This is a genomic window from Vibrio sp. R12-SG2-ISO1, assembly GCF_059834045.1.
Map to the genome: position 1 here is coordinate 161138 of NZ_JCBDGO010000015.1, position 16915 is coordinate 178052.

At 49.0% G+C, this 16915-nt stretch carries 22 protein-coding genes; 5 read left to right on the top strand and 17 right to left on the bottom strand.

The window, feature by feature from the left end:
• Positions 1–58: 58 nt before the first annotated feature.
• The 5 genes from rplS to ffh all read right to left on the bottom strand — a co-directional run bounded on the left by rplS (position 59) and on the right by ffh (position 3712).
• Complete coding sequence (rplS, locus tag AC6R10_RS11170) at positions 59–412, bottom strand: 50S ribosomal protein L19 (protein ID WP_045977783.1); 354 nt, start codon at positions 410–412, stop codon at positions 59–61.
• Between the two features lie 41 nt (positions 413–453).
• On the bottom strand, positions 454–1197 hold the full coding sequence (gene trmD, locus AC6R10_RS11175) for a tRNA (guanosine(37)-N1)-methyltransferase TrmD (RefSeq protein WP_487902124.1): 744 nt from the start codon (positions 1195–1197) through the stop codon (positions 454–456).
• 25 nt (positions 1198–1222) lie between these two features.
• Positions 1223–1771, bottom strand: a complete 549-nt coding sequence (gene rimM / locus AC6R10_RS11180) for a ribosome maturation factor RimM (RefSeq protein ID WP_334553869.1) — start codon at positions 1769–1771, stop codon at positions 1223–1225.
• 28 nt (positions 1772–1799) lie between these two features.
• Complete coding sequence (gene rpsP, locus AC6R10_RS11185) at positions 1800–2048, bottom strand: 30S ribosomal protein S16 (protein WP_004410028.1); 249 nt, start codon at positions 2046–2048, stop codon at positions 1800–1802.
• Between the two features lie 278 nt (positions 2049–2326).
• Positions 2327–3712 (bottom strand): signal recognition particle protein, encoded by a 1386-nt coding sequence (gene ffh / locus AC6R10_RS11190; protein ID WP_334553647.1) that lies wholly within the window; start codon positions 3710–3712, stop codon positions 2327–2329.
• 212 nt (positions 3713–3924) lie between these two features.
• On the opposite strand from ffh, the gene AC6R10_RS11195 reads away from it, so the two are divergent.
• The gene (locus AC6R10_RS11195) at positions 3925–4719 is read left to right on the top strand and encodes a cytochrome C assembly family protein (protein WP_334553645.1); all 795 of its coding nucleotides are present in this window, start codon (positions 3925–3927) and stop codon (positions 4717–4719) included.
• A 51-nt stretch (positions 4720–4770) separates the two neighbouring features.
• Complete coding sequence (locus AC6R10_RS11200) at positions 4771–6051, top strand: HlyC/CorC family transporter (protein ID WP_500631471.1); 1281 nt, start codon at positions 4771–4773, stop codon at positions 6049–6051.
• Positions 6052–6212: 161 nt separating this feature from the next.
• Here the strand turns inward: AC6R10_RS11200 and rpoS are convergent, their stop codons facing one another.
• The 11 genes from rpoS to folB form a co-directional block, all read right to left on the bottom strand.
• Complete coding sequence (rpoS, locus tag AC6R10_RS11205) at positions 6213–7196, bottom strand: RNA polymerase sigma factor RpoS (protein WP_487902129.1); 984 nt, start codon at positions 7194–7196, stop codon at positions 6213–6215.
• Positions 7197–7271: 75 nt separating this feature from the next.
• Complete coding sequence (nlpD, locus tag AC6R10_RS11210; RefSeq protein ID WP_500631470.1) at positions 7272–8201, bottom strand: murein hydrolase activator NlpD; 930 nt, start codon at positions 8199–8201, stop codon at positions 7272–7274.
• A 2-nt stretch (positions 8202–8203) separates the two neighbouring features.
• Positions 8204–8830 (bottom strand): protein-L-isoaspartate(D-aspartate) O-methyltransferase, encoded by a 627-nt coding sequence (locus AC6R10_RS11215; protein ID WP_487902131.1) that lies wholly within the window; start codon positions 8828–8830, stop codon positions 8204–8206.
• A 2-nt stretch (positions 8831–8832) separates the two neighbouring features.
• On the bottom strand, positions 8833–9591 hold the full coding sequence (gene surE, locus AC6R10_RS11220) for a 5'/3'-nucleotidase SurE (protein WP_334553637.1): 759 nt from the start codon (positions 9589–9591) through the stop codon (positions 8833–8835).
• A 45-nt stretch (positions 9592–9636) separates the two neighbouring features.
• The gene (gene truD / locus AC6R10_RS11225) at positions 9637–10725 is read right to left on the bottom strand and encodes a tRNA pseudouridine(13) synthase TruD (protein WP_500629264.1); all 1089 of its coding nucleotides are present in this window, start codon (positions 10723–10725) and stop codon (positions 9637–9639) included.
• 65 nt (positions 10726–10790) lie between these two features.
• Positions 10791–11267, bottom strand: coding sequence for a 2-C-methyl-D-erythritol 2,4-cyclodiphosphate synthase (ispF, locus tag AC6R10_RS11230; RefSeq protein WP_487902134.1), 477 nt, complete (start codon positions 11265–11267; stop codon positions 10791–10793).
• Between the two features lie 14 nt (positions 11268–11281).
• Positions 11282–12016, bottom strand: coding sequence for a 2-C-methyl-D-erythritol 4-phosphate cytidylyltransferase (gene ispD / locus AC6R10_RS11235; protein WP_500672272.1), 735 nt, complete (start codon positions 12014–12016; stop codon positions 11282–11284).
• Positions 12017–12295 (bottom strand): cell division protein FtsB, encoded by a 279-nt coding sequence (ftsB, locus tag AC6R10_RS11240; protein WP_334553629.1) that lies wholly within the window; start codon positions 12293–12295, stop codon positions 12017–12019.
• A 102-nt stretch (positions 12296–12397) separates the two neighbouring features.
• Positions 12398–13201, bottom strand: a complete 804-nt coding sequence (locus AC6R10_RS11245; RefSeq protein ID WP_500672273.1) for an undecaprenyl-diphosphate phosphatase — start codon at positions 13199–13201, stop codon at positions 12398–12400.
• 7 nt (positions 13202–13208) lie between these two features.
• Positions 13209–13706 (bottom strand): 2-amino-4-hydroxy-6-hydroxymethyldihydropteridine diphosphokinase, encoded by a 498-nt coding sequence (gene folK / locus AC6R10_RS11250; protein ID WP_500672274.1) that lies wholly within the window; start codon positions 13704–13706, stop codon positions 13209–13211.
• Complete coding sequence (gene folB / locus AC6R10_RS11255) at positions 13703–14062, bottom strand: bifunctional dihydroneopterin aldolase/7,8-dihydroneopterin epimerase (protein WP_500626382.1); 360 nt, start codon at positions 14060–14062, stop codon at positions 13703–13705. The genes folK and folB overlap by 4 nt, the downstream gene beginning before the upstream one ends.
• 184 nt (positions 14063–14246) lie before the next feature.
• Between folB and plsY the strand changes: the two genes are divergently transcribed.
• Entirely contained in the window at positions 14247–14843 is a 597-nt protein-coding gene (gene plsY / locus AC6R10_RS11260) for a glycerol-3-phosphate 1-O-acyltransferase PlsY (RefSeq protein WP_487902140.1), read from the top strand.
• 67 nt (positions 14844–14910) lie between these two features.
• Here the strand turns inward: plsY and tsaD are convergent, their stop codons facing one another.
• Positions 14911–15936: a tRNA (adenosine(37)-N6)-threonylcarbamoyltransferase complex transferase subunit TsaD gene (gene tsaD / locus AC6R10_RS11265; protein WP_500626383.1), complete on the bottom strand. Its 1026-nt coding sequence runs from the start codon at positions 15934–15936 to the stop codon at positions 14911–14913.
• 228 nt (positions 15937–16164) lie between these two features.
• On the opposite strand from tsaD, the gene rpsU reads away from it, so the two are divergent.
• Both rpsU and AC6R10_RS11275 read left to right on the top strand, forming a co-directional pair.
• Positions 16165–16380, top strand: a complete 216-nt coding sequence (gene rpsU, locus AC6R10_RS11270; RefSeq protein WP_001145625.1) for a 30S ribosomal protein S21 — start codon at positions 16165–16167, stop codon at positions 16378–16380.
• A gap of 26 nt (positions 16381–16406) precedes the next feature.
• The gene (locus tag AC6R10_RS11275) at positions 16407–16850 is read left to right on the top strand and encodes a GatB/YqeY domain-containing protein (RefSeq protein WP_500672275.1); all 444 of its coding nucleotides are present in this window, start codon (positions 16407–16409) and stop codon (positions 16848–16850) included.
• Positions 16851–16915: the final 65 nt, after the last annotated feature.

The following is a 16915-nucleotide window of genomic DNA, read 5'->3' on the forward strand; positions in this document are numbered from 1 at the left end:
ATAAAAAAGCGGAGGCCAATTGGCCTCCGCTAATACTATGAGAACGCTAGTTATAGCATTACTTCTTAGCAAGTTTCTCTTTGATACGAGCTGACTTACCAGAACGCTCACGTAGGTAGTACAGTTTGGCACGACGTACTGCACCGCGGCGTTTAACTTCAATGCTATCAACCATTGGAGAGTGAGTTTGGAACGTACGCTCAACACCTTCACCGTTAGAAATCTTACGTACAGTGAATGCAGAGTGTAGACCACGGTTACGGATACCGATTACAACGCCTTCAAAAGCCTGTAGACGCTCACGGTCACCTTCTTTTACCTTAACTTGAACAACAACTGTGTCACCAGGTGCGAAGTTAGGTAGGTCTTTTTTCATTTGCTCTTCTTCAAGAGCTTTGATGATGTTACTCATTTTCAATATTCCTAGAATAAACTGATACTAAATTTAATAGGTTACTTAGCATGATGCTCTTTAATGAACTCAGCTAGTAGTAGTTCCTGTTCGTCAGTCAGAGCTAGGTTTTCCAGGAGCTCTGGTCTTCTAATCCAGGTGCGGCCGAGCGACTGTTTCAGTCGCCAACGACGAATGTCCTTGTGGTTGCCAGATTTCAGTACCGCGGGTACTTCTTTTCCTTCCAACACTTCAGGACGGGTGTAATGAGGGCAATCCAACAAGCCATTGGCAAAAGAGTCTTCTTCTGCTGACGCAAAATCGCCCAGTACCCCCGGTACAAACCGAGAGACAGAGTCAATTAAGGTCATGGCTGGGATCTCTCCCCCTGTCATCACAAAGTCACCGATTGACCATTCTTCGTCAACTTCAGACTCAATGATGCGCTCATCTACCCCTTCGTAGCGACCACAAATAAGAAGCAAGTTCTCATTGCTAGCCAGCTCTTCGACTCCCTGCTGATCGAGTTTTCGACCTTGAGGAGAGAGGTAAATCACCTTCGTCTTACCCGGTGAGGCCTGTTTGGCTGCATGAATGGCATCGCGCAATGGCTGCACCATCATTAACATACCCGGACCACCACCGTAGGGCCGATCATCGACAGTGCGATGCTTGTCGTGAGTGAAATCTCGAGGATTCCATGTCTCAACCGACAACAACCCTTTTTTAACCGCTTGACCTGTTACTCCGAACTCAGTAACGCTGCGGAACATTTCAGGAAACAGGCTAATTACGCCAACCCACATGCCCTAAAGCCTCATTACTTGGGAGTTAGAATCCAGGATCCCAGTCAACTTCGATCCGTTGAGCAGTGCGATCAACTTGAATGATCACTTGCTCTTCAAGGAACGGAATTAATCGTTCCTTTTGGCCAAAAGCATCTTTTAGATTTGCTTTGACTACCAAAACATCGTTTGAGCCGGTTTCGAGCATGTCCGTCACCACACCAAGGTCATAACCTTTTGTCGTCACGACTTGCATGCCAAACAATTCACGCCAGTAGAATTCATCTTCTGACAATTCTGGTAATACTGCAGGGTCAATAGCAATTTCAAAGTTAGTCAACAGATGCGCGTCTTCGCGAACATCCAGACCTTCCAGCTTCACCACCATACCTTTATTATGGCGCTTCCACGTTTCCACTTTGTACTCGACCCACTCCCCTTTATGGTTAACAAACCAAGGGTTGTAATCAAATAAGCTTTCAGCCTCGTCTGTGTAGGAAAAAACTTTAAGCCAACCACGAATGCCGTAAGTAGCACCAAACTTGCCTACAACAATCTTGTCATTGCTCATCGTTTCTTTACCTTTCATCGACATAAGCTAATTACTACTTATAGAGTAAGAATTAAGCCGCTTTTTGAGCGTCTTTAACTAGCTTCGCTACGCGGTCAGATAGAGACGCGCCTTGACCAACCCAGTGGTTAACGCGGTCTAGGTCTAGACGTAGACCTTCTTCTTGACCTTGAGCAGTAGGGTTAAAGAAACCTACTTTCTCGATGAAACGGCCAGTTGCAGCATTGCGGCTGTCCGCTACTACGATTTGATAAAATGGACGCTTCTTAGCGCCGTGACGTGCCAAACGAATGGTTACCATGTCGTCCTCTTTGCTTTCTCAAAAATAAAATTAACCCCAGAAACTATCTATCAGTAAACCGTTGTGGTCTATTACTAAACAGTTTGGGGGCTCGTGCCAAAATAAAGCTCCGGAATTTTACTCTTATTCCGACGCATTGCAAGGTCTTTAGCTATTTTTTCACCACCATAAAACCGGATTTAAGATTGTGACTTAGCTAACACCTTGAAAATAAAAAACCGAAAGGCTTAGCACCACGGCTAAGCCTTTTATCGAGTGAAACAGACTCGGTGTTTCAGTTAACGACCAAACGGGTTGAAGCCGCCGCCTCCACCACCCATTCCGCCCATCATGCCTTGCATGTTGCGCATCATGCCTTTCATGCCACCCTTTTGCATTTTCTTCATCATCTTCTGCATTTGGGTAAACTGCTTGAGCAAGCGGTTCACATCTTGCACTTGCACACCAGAACCGGCAGCAATGCGCTTCTTACGCGAACCTTTGATGATTTCAGGGCGTTGACGCTCTTTCATGGTCATTGAGCTGATGATCGCTTCCATCTGCTTAAACATCTTGTCGTCGACTTTGTCTTTCACGTCAGAAGGAAGTTGAGACATGCCAGGCAGCTTGTCTAGCATCCCCATCATGCCGCCCATGTTTTGCATCTGACCGAGCTGCTCACGGAAGTCTTCCAAATCGAAGCCTTTCTTCTCTTTGAATTTCTTCGCCAGTTTCTCGGCTTTCTCATGGTCGACATTGCGCTGCAAGTCTTCAATCAGAGAGAGAACATCACCCATTCCCAAAATACGCGAGGCGACGCGATCGGGGTGGAACGGCTCTAGCGCGTCGGTTTTCTCACCCACACCCAAGAACTTGATCGGTTTACCCGTAATGTGACGCACCGACAGCGCAGCACCACCACGAGCATCACCATCCACTTTGGTCAAGATAACCCCGGTCAGCGGTAGCGCTTCACCAAAGGCTTTCGCGGTATTCGCCGCATCTTGACCTGTCATCGCGTCAACAACAAACAGCGTTTCCACAGGATTGATCGCACTATGAAGCTGCTGGATTTCGCCCATCATTTGCTCGTCAATCGCCAAACGACCCGCGGTATCGACCACTAACACATCGTAGAATTTCTTCTTCGCGTGATCGATGGCGGCATTGGCAATATCAATCGGCTTTTGATCAGCGCTCGATGGGAAAAAGTCAACGCCGATGTCTTGCGCTAGGGTTTCTAGCTGTTTGATCGCCGCTGGGCGATACACGTCAGCAGACACGACCAAGACTTTCTTCTTGTCTTTTTCCTTGAGGAATTTAGACAGCTTACCCACCGAGGTGGTTTTACCCGCACCTTGCAGACCGGCCATCAAAATCACCGCAGGTGGCTGAGCCGCGAGGTTTAGTGCCTCATTAGACTCGCCCATGACGGCTTCCAGTTCACCTTGAACAATTTTGATGAACTCTTGCCCTGGCGTGAGCGATTTGGAGACTTCTACGCCCACTGCCGCTTCTTTCACTCGCTTGATAAAATCGCGAACGACAGGCAGTGCAACGTCAGCCTCGAGCAACGCCATGCGGACTTCACGCAGCGTTTCTTTTATGTTGTCTTCGGTCAGACGACCTTTACCGCTGATGTTCTTCAGCGTTCTGGATAAACGATCCGTTAAATTCTCAAACATCTTAGTCTCTTTACACTGAGTGGCTTACGTAGACGACGCCACTACCTAAAATTGAGCGACAATTACTAAGAGTATACCTTAGCCAAGTGACGCTTTGCACGGTTGCGTGATGATTTGTTCTCTCAACTCGAATAAATGACAGAGATAAGTCATGGCTCAAGCCGTTGATGCAGGGTATAATTTGTTAAAAATCCACCACCACCAAGAGAAGAATGGACAACTTAATTGCCGTAGCCGCTGCAGTGCTATATCTGCTTGCAATTGCGACTATCGTTCCGGGACTGGTTCACCAAACCGGTATCCGCTCAAAAACCGTGTTGATCAGTGCGTCTGTGGCACTGGTTTTTCACGCGTGGCTATTAAGCGATCTGATCATTGAAGCCTCGGGGCAAAACTTAAGCATTCTCAATGTCGCCTCTCTCATCAGCTTCATTATTTCTTTGGTAATGAGCGCGTCAATGCTCAAAACACGACTGTGGTTTTTGTTGCCTGTCGTGTATAGCTTTTCCGCCATCAACTTAAGCGCTGCGGCGTTTCTCCCTAGCACTTTCATTACTCATTTAGAGCAAGACCCTAAACTGCTGATCCACATCTCTCTTGCGCTGTTTTCCTACTCGACTCTCAGTATCGGCGCTCTGTACGCTCTACAACTGGCTTGGTTGGATCACAAGCTCAAAGCGAAGAAAGCGCTGGCGATTAACCCAAACCTTCCTCCTTTAATGATGGTGGAACGTCAGCTTTTCAACATCATCATGGTGGGCACCTTACTCCTCACCGGAACATTAATCACTGGATTTGTCTTTGTTCAGGACATGTTCGCCCAAGGAAAAGCTCATAAAGCGATTCTCTCTTTCATCGCTTGGATTGTGTACAGCGTGCTGTTATGGGGCCACTTCCATAAAGGTTGGCGCGGACGCAAAGTCACATGGTTCGCCGTTGCCGGTGCAACCTTGCTGACGCTCGCCTATTTTGGCAGTCGCTTCGTTCGTGAAGTGATATTGACTTAGCCGCAACACTGGGCGATAAATTAATCAAACATAACAAGGAATCATTAAGCTTTGGACGACATATCAACGGGTATCTTATTTGCGCTACTCGCGTGTCTGATTGTAATTTCAGGATATTTCTCCGGTTCAGAAACAGGGATGATGTCTCTCAACCGATACCGCTTAAAGCACCTCGCGAACAATGGCCATAAAGGCGCTAAGCGCGTAGAAAAGCTGCTCGACAGGCCCGATCGTTTGATCGGTTTGATTCTGATTGGTAACAACTTAGTCAATATTCTTGCCTCCGCCATCGCCACCATCATTGGTATGCGCCTATACGGAGACTTAGGAGTGGCCATCGCCACCGGTGCGCTCACGCTGGTGGTGCTGGTTTTTGCCGAAGTTACGCCGAAAACACTCGCGGCGCTCTACCCAGAAAAAGTCTCTTACACCAGCAGTATCTTGCTTGGCATTTTAATGAAGTTGCTCTCGCCGCTGGTGCTGTTCGTTAACCTCATCACTAATGGTTTTATCCGCTTACTTGGGATTAAAGTCGACCACAATGGCGAAGATCACCTGAGCTCGGAAGAACTGCGCACCGTGGTGAACGAAGCGGGTAGCCTGATCCCAAGACGCCACCAAGATATGTTGATCTCCATTCTCGATTTAGAGCATGTGACGGTGAATGACATCATGGTGCCGAGAAACGAAATCACCGGCATTGATATCAACGACGATTGGAAATCGATTGTGCGTCAATTGTCTCACTCACCGCACGGGCGCGTGGTGCTGTATCGCGGTCAAATTGACGAAGTGGTGGGCATGCTGCGTTTGCGTGAGTCTTATCGCTTGATGCTAGAGAAAAACGAGTCGACCAAAGAGACCCTGCTACGCGCTGCCGATGAAGTCTATTTTATTCCTGAAGGCACGCCACTCAACGTCCAACTGCTTAAGTTCCAGCGCAACAAAGAGCGGATTGGTCTGATTGTTGATGAGTATGGCGACATCATAGGTCTCATTACGTTGGAAGATATTTTGGAAGAGATCGTCGGTGAGTTCACCACTTCTATCACGCCAAGTTTGTCGGATGAGATTACTCCGCAACGTGATGGCAGCTTCTTGATTGAGGGCAGCGCCAACATCCGCGATATCAATAAAGGTCTCAAGTGGGACTTCCCTACCGATGGACCAAGAACCCTAAACGGTTTGATTCTCGAGCACCTTGAAGAGATCCCTGAAAGCCATCTAAGCGTTCATGTCTCTGGTCACCCGATGGAAATAGTCGAGCTAGAAGAGAATCGTATCAAGACCGTGAAAGTCTTCCCGCGCAGCAAAGGGAAAAAGCACGGTTAACCTTTGCCGTTTTTCATCACTGATTGAACAACGGCATTTCGCCACACGATCAAAAAAGCCTTGGTTCCCCCAAGGCTTTTTTCTGATTAAGACACTCTATCTATATCTCTGATTATGGATTATGTGTCTATCGTTATATCTCTTCCATTATACGTCTGTCGTTACTCTTCGGTCACACCAAACAAGTTCTCCATGTTGAGACCTTGTTTAACCAGCAGCTCACGTAAACGACGCAGACCTTCCACTTGGATTTGGCGCACCCGCTCACGGGTGAGGTTGATCTCACGTCCGACTTCTTCAAGTGTTGAAGGCTCGTAGCCAAGTAGACCAAAGCGGCGTGCTAACACTTCTTTTTGTTTCGGATTGAGCTCGTCCAGCCAATGGATCAATGAATTTTTGATGTCATCGTCTTGAGTGGAAATTTCTGGGTCTGAGTTGTTGGCATCTGGGATGATGTCCAACAGCGCTTTCTCACCGTCGCCACCAATAGGCGTATCCACTGAGCTAATGCGTTCATTAAGACGCAGCATTTTACTCACGTCATCAACTGGCTTATCCAGTTGCTGAGCAATTTCTTCAGCAGTCGGCTCATGGTCGAGTTTTTGCGACAACTCACGCGCAGTACGTAGATAGATGTTGAGCTCTTTCACCACATGAATAGGTAGACGAATGGTACGAGTTTGGTTCATGAGCGCACGTTCAATGGTTTGACGTATCCACCACGTCGCGTAAGTCGAGAAACGGAATCCGCGTTCTGGGTCGAATTTTTCTACCGCGCGAATCAATCCCAAGTTCCCTTCTTCAATAAGATCCAAGAGAGCAAGGCCACGGTTGCTATAACGACGGGAGATTTTCACCACCAAACGCAAGTTACTTTCGATCATACGTTTACGCGCTGCTTCATCGCCACGTAATGCACGTCTTGCGTAGAGGACTTCTTCCTCTGCGGTTAATAGGGGTGAGAAGCCGATTTCGCCAAGGTAAAGCTGTGTGGCATCTAGGCTTTTCGATGAAGCGTCAAACTCCTCTTTGACACTCTCAGATTTGGATGAGGTGAGTTCATTGCTGCCTTGAAGCGTATCTAGTTGTGCTTCCTGCTCAATATCAAACTCTTCGACTTTCGTTGCTGTATTGCTGATACTCATGGCGCCTCCCCTTGGCGAGCTAGCAAGACATTACTACCTCTAATGTCGCTAATTTACCCGGTCAGTAAAGTAAATTTAAGGCAAGTATCGTTTCGGATCGACCGACTTACCTTGATAGCGAATTTCAAAATGCAAACGAACGCTGTTCGTTCCGGAGCTGCCCATTGTTGCTATTTTTTGACCAGCCTTAACACTTTGTCCTTCATGTACTAGCAACTTGTCGTTGTGTGCATACGCACTTAGATAGTTATCGTTATGTTTGATAATCACCAGATTACCGTAGCCGCGCAGTGCGTTGCCTGAATAGACGACAGTGCCACTTGCTGTCGATACGATGGATTGACCACGCTGTCCTGCGATATCAATGCCTTTATTTCCCTGATCGCCAGCAGAAAAGTTTTTGATTACCCTCCCTTTTGTTGGCCATAACCATTTGGAAACCTTTTGATTAGAAGCCGTGTTACTCGCTTTGCTGCTAGAGGCAGTGTTGGCGTTTTTGTTAACACTTTGTTGCTTCTTAGGTTCAACATACTCCTTTGATTTTGATTGATCAATACTCTTTTTAGGTGGCGTTTGGGTGACGTTTTTCTGACCGCTGCTGTTTTGCGATGTAACTGATTGATTAGAGTTTTTACTTGAATTCGGAGTGGATGGGGTAGCGGCAACCACAGCGACAGGCGCAGATACCGTACCAGCACCCGTCCCACCAAAGGCGGGCGCTTTGTAGGCACTACGCCATAAGTTGAGTTTTTGACCGGGGTAAATGGTGTAGGGCTCAGTCAAGCCGTTGTAACGAATAATATCGTTTACATCTTTATCTGTGACGTAGGCTATAAAGTATAGCGTATCGCCTTTTTCTACTTCGTAATAGCTGCCGCGATAACTGCCACGAGTGACAGACCCATAATCTTTGTTTAACCCAGACACAGGAGCAGGCGAGTGTGCAGCGCAGCCATACAGCGCACTGAATACCAGTATCAGCCACACACACCTTCTCAAGCTCATGCCTACGCCAATTCACCTGCGACTAAAGGAACAAAACGCACCATCTCTATGGGCTCTGTGGAGAACGCCTCACCCTGTCGGGTGATTTTGTACAGTTGCTGCTGCTCGACACCAACAGGAATGACCATGGTGCCGCCCTCACTGAGTTGTGAGAGCAGTGCCTGTGGCACAGACTCCGCTGCCGCTGTGACAATAATGGCATCAAATGGGCCTTTCGCTGGCCAACCTTGCCAACCATCACCGTGCTTGGTGGAGATGTTATAAATGTCGAGCTGCTTTAAACGTCGTTTAGCTTCCCATTGCAACGCCTTAATCCGCTCAATGGAGAAGACGTGATCGACCAGTTGAGCTAGTACTGCGGTTTGGTAACCAGACCCAGTGCCAACTTCCAGCACTTTGCTGTCTCGATTCAGAGCCAACAGTTCGGTCATTTTCGCCACGATATAGGGCTGAGAGATGGTCTGCCCAGCGCCAATAGGCAGCGCATTATTATCGTATGCTTGATGCATCATCGCCTGTGACACGAACTGCTCACGAGGCAATCGATAGATGGCATCTAATACGCGTTGATCTTGAATGCCACTCGCGACAAGAAAGTCGATTAATCTGTCGGCATGTGGGTTTACCATTGTTACTTGTCCTTTAACCAATTATCCATGCTCATCAGCGATTCATGAGCGGTCAAATCTACTTGCAGCGGTGTAATGGAGACAAAGCCATGTTCGATAGCATAAAAGTCGGTTCCTTCACCCGCATCCTGCTCTTTTCCTGGTGGGCCTAACCAATAAATATCATGACCACGAGGATCTTGCTGTTTTATCATTGCTTCCGCGTGATGGCGCGCACCTAAACGGGTTACTTTTGAGCCTTTTAGCGCGGAGAGCTCAACGTCGGGAATATTGACGTTTAACAGTCGGTTAGTGGGAATAGGGCGCCGTCCGTGCTGCAACACCAGCTGTTTGGCAATGTGCGCAGCCGTGTCAAAATGGCGCTGCCCCACCAGTGAAAAGGCGATCGCCTGAACACCGAGAAAGTGCCCTTCCATCGCCGCCGCTACCGTGCCAGAGTAGAGCACATCATCCCCAAGATTTGCACCATGGTTAATGCCCGCTAGCACCAGGTCCGGAAGATCGTCTTTCATCAGCTCGTTAAGCGCAAAGTGAACACAGTCGGTCGGCGTTCCTTGTACCGAATAAGTACGCTCGGCGATGCGAGTCACCCTCAAAGGCTGCTCTAGGGTTAACGAGTTGGATGCGCCTGAGCGGTTTCTATCTGGCGCGACGATCGTCACTTCGGCGATCTCACTCAGTGCCTGCGCGAGCGCGTGTATGCCCTTCGCATGCACGCCATCATCGTTACTGATCAATACTCTCAGTGTGTTGGCTGTCATAAATCCTGTCACTTCCTGTTGAAAGAGGGCATATGGCCCTACCGGCTACTGACTGTCATTGTCCTGGCTGTCATTGGCCTTGCTGTCATTAGCGTAATGGCGTTCTTTCTCCGTCGCAATGAGCAGCTCTCGCAAAATAGCAGTCGCAAAGCTGCCTGCATCCAATGAGAAGTCGAGCGTTAAGCTGTCACCATCGACGGACCAAGTCAGATTCTCAGGCTTCAATAACACCTCTCGGCGGTCGTGACGCATGCGATTACCACGGATCAGCGCCATGAGATCTGGCTCATTATCAAGCAGCGGTTGTTCAAGTGCGAGCGCCTCGTGCTGAGTGGGTAAGGCATTGTCACCCGCGAGCGCAGCGGTTAATGTCACCTCACCACGCTGTAACTGCGCATTGAACGCCTCGCACTCTTCAGGCGTGACAAGGCGCGTTTCATTGCCTTGATAGACAATATCGCCCGCAATACAGGTGTTCAATAGCGCTTGTTCAATCCGCGCGGAGACGATAGTGTTAAACACCCAAGAGCGAGCGGCAGAGAGGTAGAGACTGCGTTTGTTTTGGTTGCGAGTACGGACATTGTCTCTCCCCCAACGTCTCGCTTCAGTAAGGTTATTGCCATCGTGACCAAAACGCTGACTGCCAAAATAGTTGGGAACCCCTTTCGCTTGTACCTTCTCCAATCGAGACAGCACCGATGGCATGTCGGAGACTTGGGTTAACGTTAAGCGAAAGTCATTACCGATTAAGTCACCGGGACGCAGCTTTTTATGGTGTCGGTCTGTGGCAAGAATTTCGATACTCGGGTACGCCGCAAGAAAGGCGCTAAAGTCTGGCGTCTCGCCTTTAGGTAGATGCACACTCAGCCACTGCTCTGTGACTGCATGACGATCCTTAAGCCCTGCCCAACTGACGTCTTTCGATTTCACCCCGCACGCTTTGGCCAGTTCGTTGGCCACAAAGCTGGTGTTCTCGCCGGTTTTACGAATACGCACCATTAGGTGCTCACCCGTACCACTAAATGAGAACCCTAAGTTTTCGCGTACTTGAAAGTGCTCGGGTTGCGCTTTGAGTACGCCGGTGGCGACAGGCTGACCATTGAGGTACGCCAAAGAAGAAAGTAAATCAGACATGAATAGAGTTCCGTTTAGACAGAGGATGGGCTTGTGACCGTCCGCTGTTGAAAAATAGCTAGAAATTACGCTTTAACCAGCAGCACAACTGCTTCGCTGGCAATGCCTTCTTTGCGCCCAGTAAAGCCGAGACGCTCTGTGGTGGTCGCTTTGACATTAATGTTGGTGACGTCGGTGTCCAAATCTTGTGCGATGGTTTGGCACATCGATTCGATATATGGCGCCATTTTCGGTGCTTGGGCAATGATGGTGATGTCAGCATTACCCAGCACATACCCCTGCGCTTGTACTCGTTGGTACACATCGCGCAGAAGAAAACGACTGTCCGCGCCTTTCCACTCGTCATCGGTATCAGGGAAATGGCGACCAATATCACCGGCAGCAATCGCGCCCAACAGTGCATCGCACAGTGCGTGCAGCGCCACATCGCCATCGGAGTGAGCAATCAAACCTTGCTCGTAAGGAATGGCAACACCGCCAATGATGACTGGGCCTTCTCCGCCAAATTTGTGCACGTCAAAACCGTGACCGATTCGAATCATCGTGTTATGTCCTTTCATTCAAGACAAAGGGGCTGTTCCCTCTGCAAATAAAACTCTGCCAGAGCCAGATCCTCTGGTTGGGTGATTTTAATATTGTCGCCGCTCCCAGGTACTAGCAGTGACGCTCCGCCACTCCACTCAATCGCGGAGGCTTCGTCCGTAATGACGGCCTGAGCTTGCAACGCCTTGCTCAGCGCTTGGGTCAAGGTGTGAGTCGGGTACATCTGCGGTGTCAGGGCATGCCACAGCCCCTCTCTATCGACAGTGTGATCCACCGTATTGCTGACTGCGTTGGGATGAGCTGCACGTTTCATAGTATCTCGTACCGGCATGGCTAGGATGCCTCCGACTTGCTCAGCTAAGCAGCGCTCAATCAGATGAGAAATATCTCTCAATCTCACACAAGGTCTGGCCGCATCATGCACTAACACCCAAGGTGACATCTGATGCTGAGAAACATACTCGAGCCCACGCAGCACAGAATCGGCGCGCTCACTACCACCACTGACACGAATCACCTTGGGGTGAGTCGCAATGGGTAGCTGTTCAAAATAAGGGTCGCCATCGCTAATCGCGACGACAACATGTTCAATATCTGGGTGAGAAAGTAGACGCGAGAGGGTGTGCTCAAGAACGGTTTTACCCAAGATCTCTAGATACTGCTTGGGACGATCCGCCTGCATGCGTTTGCCCACGCCGGCCGCGGGGACAATCGCAGTAATTTTGCCAGCAAAATGGCTGTCTGACATTTAATTGTCCTCTCCAATGATGCGATAGAAGGTTTCCCCTTCTTTCACCATGCCAAGCTCATGTCGAGCACGCTCTTCGATGGCATCGAGTCCTTGGCGTAAGTCGTCAATTTCGGCGAACATTTCATTGTTGCGAGATTGGAGGCTCGCATTGACTTGATGTTGAACGTCGATTTCTGCACTGACCGCTTGGTAATCGGCCACGCCATTCTTACCCAGCCACAACTCATATTGTAGCCAGCCTAAAATCAGCAATAGAGTCAGAGCAAAAACACGCATACTGTCAATCAAAGATGAGAGATAAAGAAAGACCACATATATATCACAATGTTGCCCCTCAAGCGAGGTACGGATTGTCTATGTGGTCTGAGAAGAGTGGGATTAGCGAGTCAGCAGAAATGCAAACAAACCTACACCCAAAAGCAAACGGTAAATCACAAACGGCGTCATACCCATTTTTGATATCAGCTTCAAGAAGAAGTGAATGCAGAGGTAAGCGCTGACAAATGACGTGACAATGCCCGTTAATAGGAAACCAGTGTGGATTGGCTCACCGCTGATCACCAACTTAAGACCTAAGTAACCGCCAGCAAGAAGAATGATAGGGATAGACATCAAAAACGAAAAACGCGCCGCGGCTTCGCGAGTAAAGCCTAGATAGAGCGCTGCCGTCATCGTTGCGCCAGAACGTGAGGTACCCGGAATCATCGCCATCGCTTGCGCAAGACCAATAAAGAGCGCCTTTTTCCAACCCGCTTGGTATTCATCATCGGCGAGCGTGGCGGTTTTATCCACCCACCAGAGCAACAAACCAAACACTATGGTAGTGGTGGCAATCACCCAGGCACTGCGCAAGTAGATCTCAATGATGTCTTTCATCAGTAGCCCGAAGATACAGGCCGGAATCGTGGCTAATAGAATCATCCACGCCAATTTGGCTTCTTTGCTGCGCTCTGCTCTAAAAATGGACGCAAAAAAGGACGAGAGCAGTGTCACCACTTCTTGGCGGAAATAGATAATGACCGCCGCTAACGTACCCACGTGTACCGCGACATCAAACGCTAAGCCTTGGTCATCCCAGCCTAAAATGGCGGAAGGCAAAATTAAGTGCGCAGAGCTGGAGATGGGCAAAAACTCGGTCAGACCTTGGATCAAGGCCAAAATAAAGGCTTCAAAATAACTCATGGGTATCTCATTGGGTGGTGTCATCGAACCACAGCGGAACGGCGGTCAATGGCGTGGTTAAATTCAGTTGTTGCTGGAGTTCTTGCACTTGTCGGCCATCACCGGGAATGACCCTATCGGGGCAAAGCTCCGCCAATGGTTTGAGAACAAACGCGTAGTGATAAATGTCTTTGCGCGGAATCTGGGGCGATTGCGCAGAAACTTCATCACCAAACAGCAGAATGTCCAGATCGATAGTGCGAGGCTGAAATTTTTCTGCGTGTTCACAGCGGCCCCATTTAAGCTCAATATCTCGCAGATAGCGTGAAAATTCTGTCAGATTTTCAGTCGTTTGCAATTCAACGACCAGGTTATAGAAGCGATCTCCGTCAAATCCGACCGACGGGCACTCATAAATGGTCGACAGCCTTAATCCTTGGCCTAAATGGCGCAACTCATCAATCGCCGCCTTGATGTGCTTTTTTCTCTCCACATTGGAACCGACGCCAATGTATGCGGTGATCATGCCTTACCTCGCTCAATCACCACACCCACCGCTTTGGCCTGTGCCACCGCGCCCGGTTTGGCTAGCCGAATGCGAATCCAGGGTACATTAAAGGTGGTCATGACTAACTCCGCGACCTCTTCCGCCACACGCTCAACCAATAAAAAACGGCCTTGCTCAATGTGGTTCAACACCGCTTCACTCACCTTGGCGTAATCTAAGGCGTCCACCACATCATCGCTTTTACCTGCGGGGCGGTTGTCGTGCGCCATTTCAATGTCCAACACCAATTTTTGTTTGATTTGTTGTTCCCAGTCGTACACGCCAATGGTAGTGATGACTTCTAACTGCTCAATAAATACTTTATCCATGGTCACTGCTGTCCTGTTTGATCCGAGGAGAGGTCGGATACCCATTTCTCATAAAAAGTCGTACTATTTTACTGCTCTGGCGCTCAGTGTCAGTAGTTTAAGTCGCGAAGCCGCGATATGATACCAGTTAAACGCAACAGAATATCAATGACTGGTTTACCTCACCCTTGCTGACTATGAGTGAATTCGAATGACACCACTTGCCCTCATCTTGATCATTTGCGCCTATTTATTAGGCTCAATCTCAAGTGCGGTGCTGATTTGTCGTCTCCTCAAACTCCCCGACCCCAGAAAGCAAGGCTCACACAACCCCGGCGCCACTAATGTGTTGCGTATTGGGGGCAAAAAAGCCGCTATCGCAGTGTTACTGTGCGACATGCTCAAGGGCACTATTCCAGTGTGGGGTGGGTACTTTTTGCACATTGATCCAATCATTCTTGGTGTTGTTGCAATTGCTGCCTGCTTGGGTCACATGTACCCTATCTTCTTTCACTTTAAAGGTGGGAAAGGCGTGGCCACCGCATTGGGTGCGATAGCCCCTATCGGTTTGGATTTAACAGGCATGATCATCGCCACTTGGCTCAGCGTTGCGCTGATCTTTCGCTACTCTTCGTTAGCGGCGATTGTTACCGTACTGCTAGCCCCGTTTTATACATGGATGGTCAAGCCGCAATACACCTTGCCAGTCGCCATGCTGTGTTGTCTGATTGTCTTGCGTCATCATCAAAACATTAAACGCCTGTTTGCTGGCACCGAGCCCAAAGTGGGCGAAAAGAAGCAGGCATAAAAAAGGCTTCAACCAAGAAGCCTTTAAACACGATGTATTCCATTGAACCGAACCAAGAATGCCGCGATTATTCTGCGCCGCGCAGTGGTTGCAGAGTATCGATGGGCCATCGCGGCGTCGCTTGAACCGCCAAATCCGCTACTTCGCCATTTTTAAGGCGCTGCATGCCCGCAAATGCGATCATCGCACCGTTATCGGTACAAAATTCCGTGCGCGGATAATAGACTTCCCCACCAATTTTTTTCGCCAGCGCCGCCAAATCAGCCCGCAAACGCTTATTAGCACTCACGCCACCGGCAATAACGATACGCTTAAAGCCAGTTTGTTCCAACGCTCGCTTACATTTGATGGTTAACGTCGCGCACACGGCCTCTTCAAACGCTAGGGCAATATCCGCTCGGGTTTGTTCATCATCGCCATTGGCGGCAATCGTGTTGGCTGTGAACGTTTTCAAGCCAGAAAAGCTCATATCAAGGCCCGGACGATCCGTCATAGGGCGCGGAAACTTAAATCGGCCCGGCGTGCCTTTCTCGGCCAGTTTCGACAGCAGCGGACCACCTGGGTAATCGAGCCCCATCAGTTTTGCGGTTTTATCAAAGGCTTCACCCGCGGCGTCATCAATCGACTCACCTAAGATTTTGTATTCACCAATCCCTTTTACTTCGACCATCATCGAGTGGCCACCTGAGACCAACACCGCGACAAAAGGAAATGGCGGCGGGTTCTCTTCCAGCATCGGCGCGAGCAAGTGCCCTTCCATATGATGCACTGGCACGGCCGGCACACCCCAAGCGTACGCGAGACTGCGACCAATGGTCGCCCCTACCAGCAGCGCACCCACAAGTCCTGGGCCTGCGGTGTAAGCAATACCATCAATCTCTTTTGGCGTGACGCCCGCTTCTTTCATCGCCGCTTTAATTAACGGAATGGTCTTTTTAACGTGATCGCGAGAGGCCAACTCAGGCACAACACCGCCGTAGTCAGCATGAAGCTTTACTTGGCTGTAGAGCTGATGGGAAAGCAGCCCTTTCTCATCATCGTAAATGGCTATGCCTGTCTCATCACACGAGGTTTCAATACCAATAATGCGCATGGTTTACCCTGGATGCCTCTGTCTCAATTTCAAAATTGGCGCAATCTTACCTTGCCTTCGCGCTGCAAACAAATTTTGTACAGTGTATAAACAATAAAAGGCTTTACAAAGCTAATGTGATCGGATTAAAATTCCGCACCATTTTTGATCAAGCTGATTGTAGGCCTTGCAACTGAGCAGGTACTGTGAAGTCAGCATTAACGAATTAACCCCTGAGGTGAAAGGCATATGCCAGTAGTTAAAGTACGTGAAAACGAACCGTTCGACGTTGCACTACGTCGTTTCAAACGCTCTTGCGAAAAAGCAGGTATCCTTTCTGAAGTGCGTCGTCGTGAGCACTACGAAAAACCAACTACAGTTCGCAAACGCGCTAAAGCAGCAGCTCAAAAGCGTCACGCTAAGAAGCTAGCTCGCGAAAACGCTCGTCGCGTTCGCCTGTACTAATAGCTAAGTCCTAAAGGATTCTAGTTATGGCTCTGATTGACCAACTCAAAGAAGAGCAAAAATTAGCGATGAAAGCCAAGGACAAATTGCGCCTTGGCACTATCCGTTTAGCTTTGTCAGCAATTAAGCAACGTGAAGTCGACGAACAGATCACTCTTAACGACGACGACATTCTTGCTGTGTTGACGAAAATGGTTAAACAGCGTCGCGATTCTGTCGCTCAATATGAATCAGCGGGTCGCCAAGACCTTGCGGATGCAGAAAAAGCCGAAATTACGGTACTTGAGGATTTTATGCCTCAACCACTGACCGACGACGAAGTTGCCGCATTGATTGACAATGCAGTTACTGAATCAGGCGCAGGGGGCATGCAAGACATGGGTAAAGTAATGGGCGTTCTAAAACCACAGATTCAAGGGCGTGCAGACATGGGTAAAGTGAGCGGTTTAGTTCGCGCTAAACTGGCTTAACACACCCAAGCCTATTACAACAAGCCGTGCTATCCTTCGGAATGCGCGGCTTGTTTGTATCTATC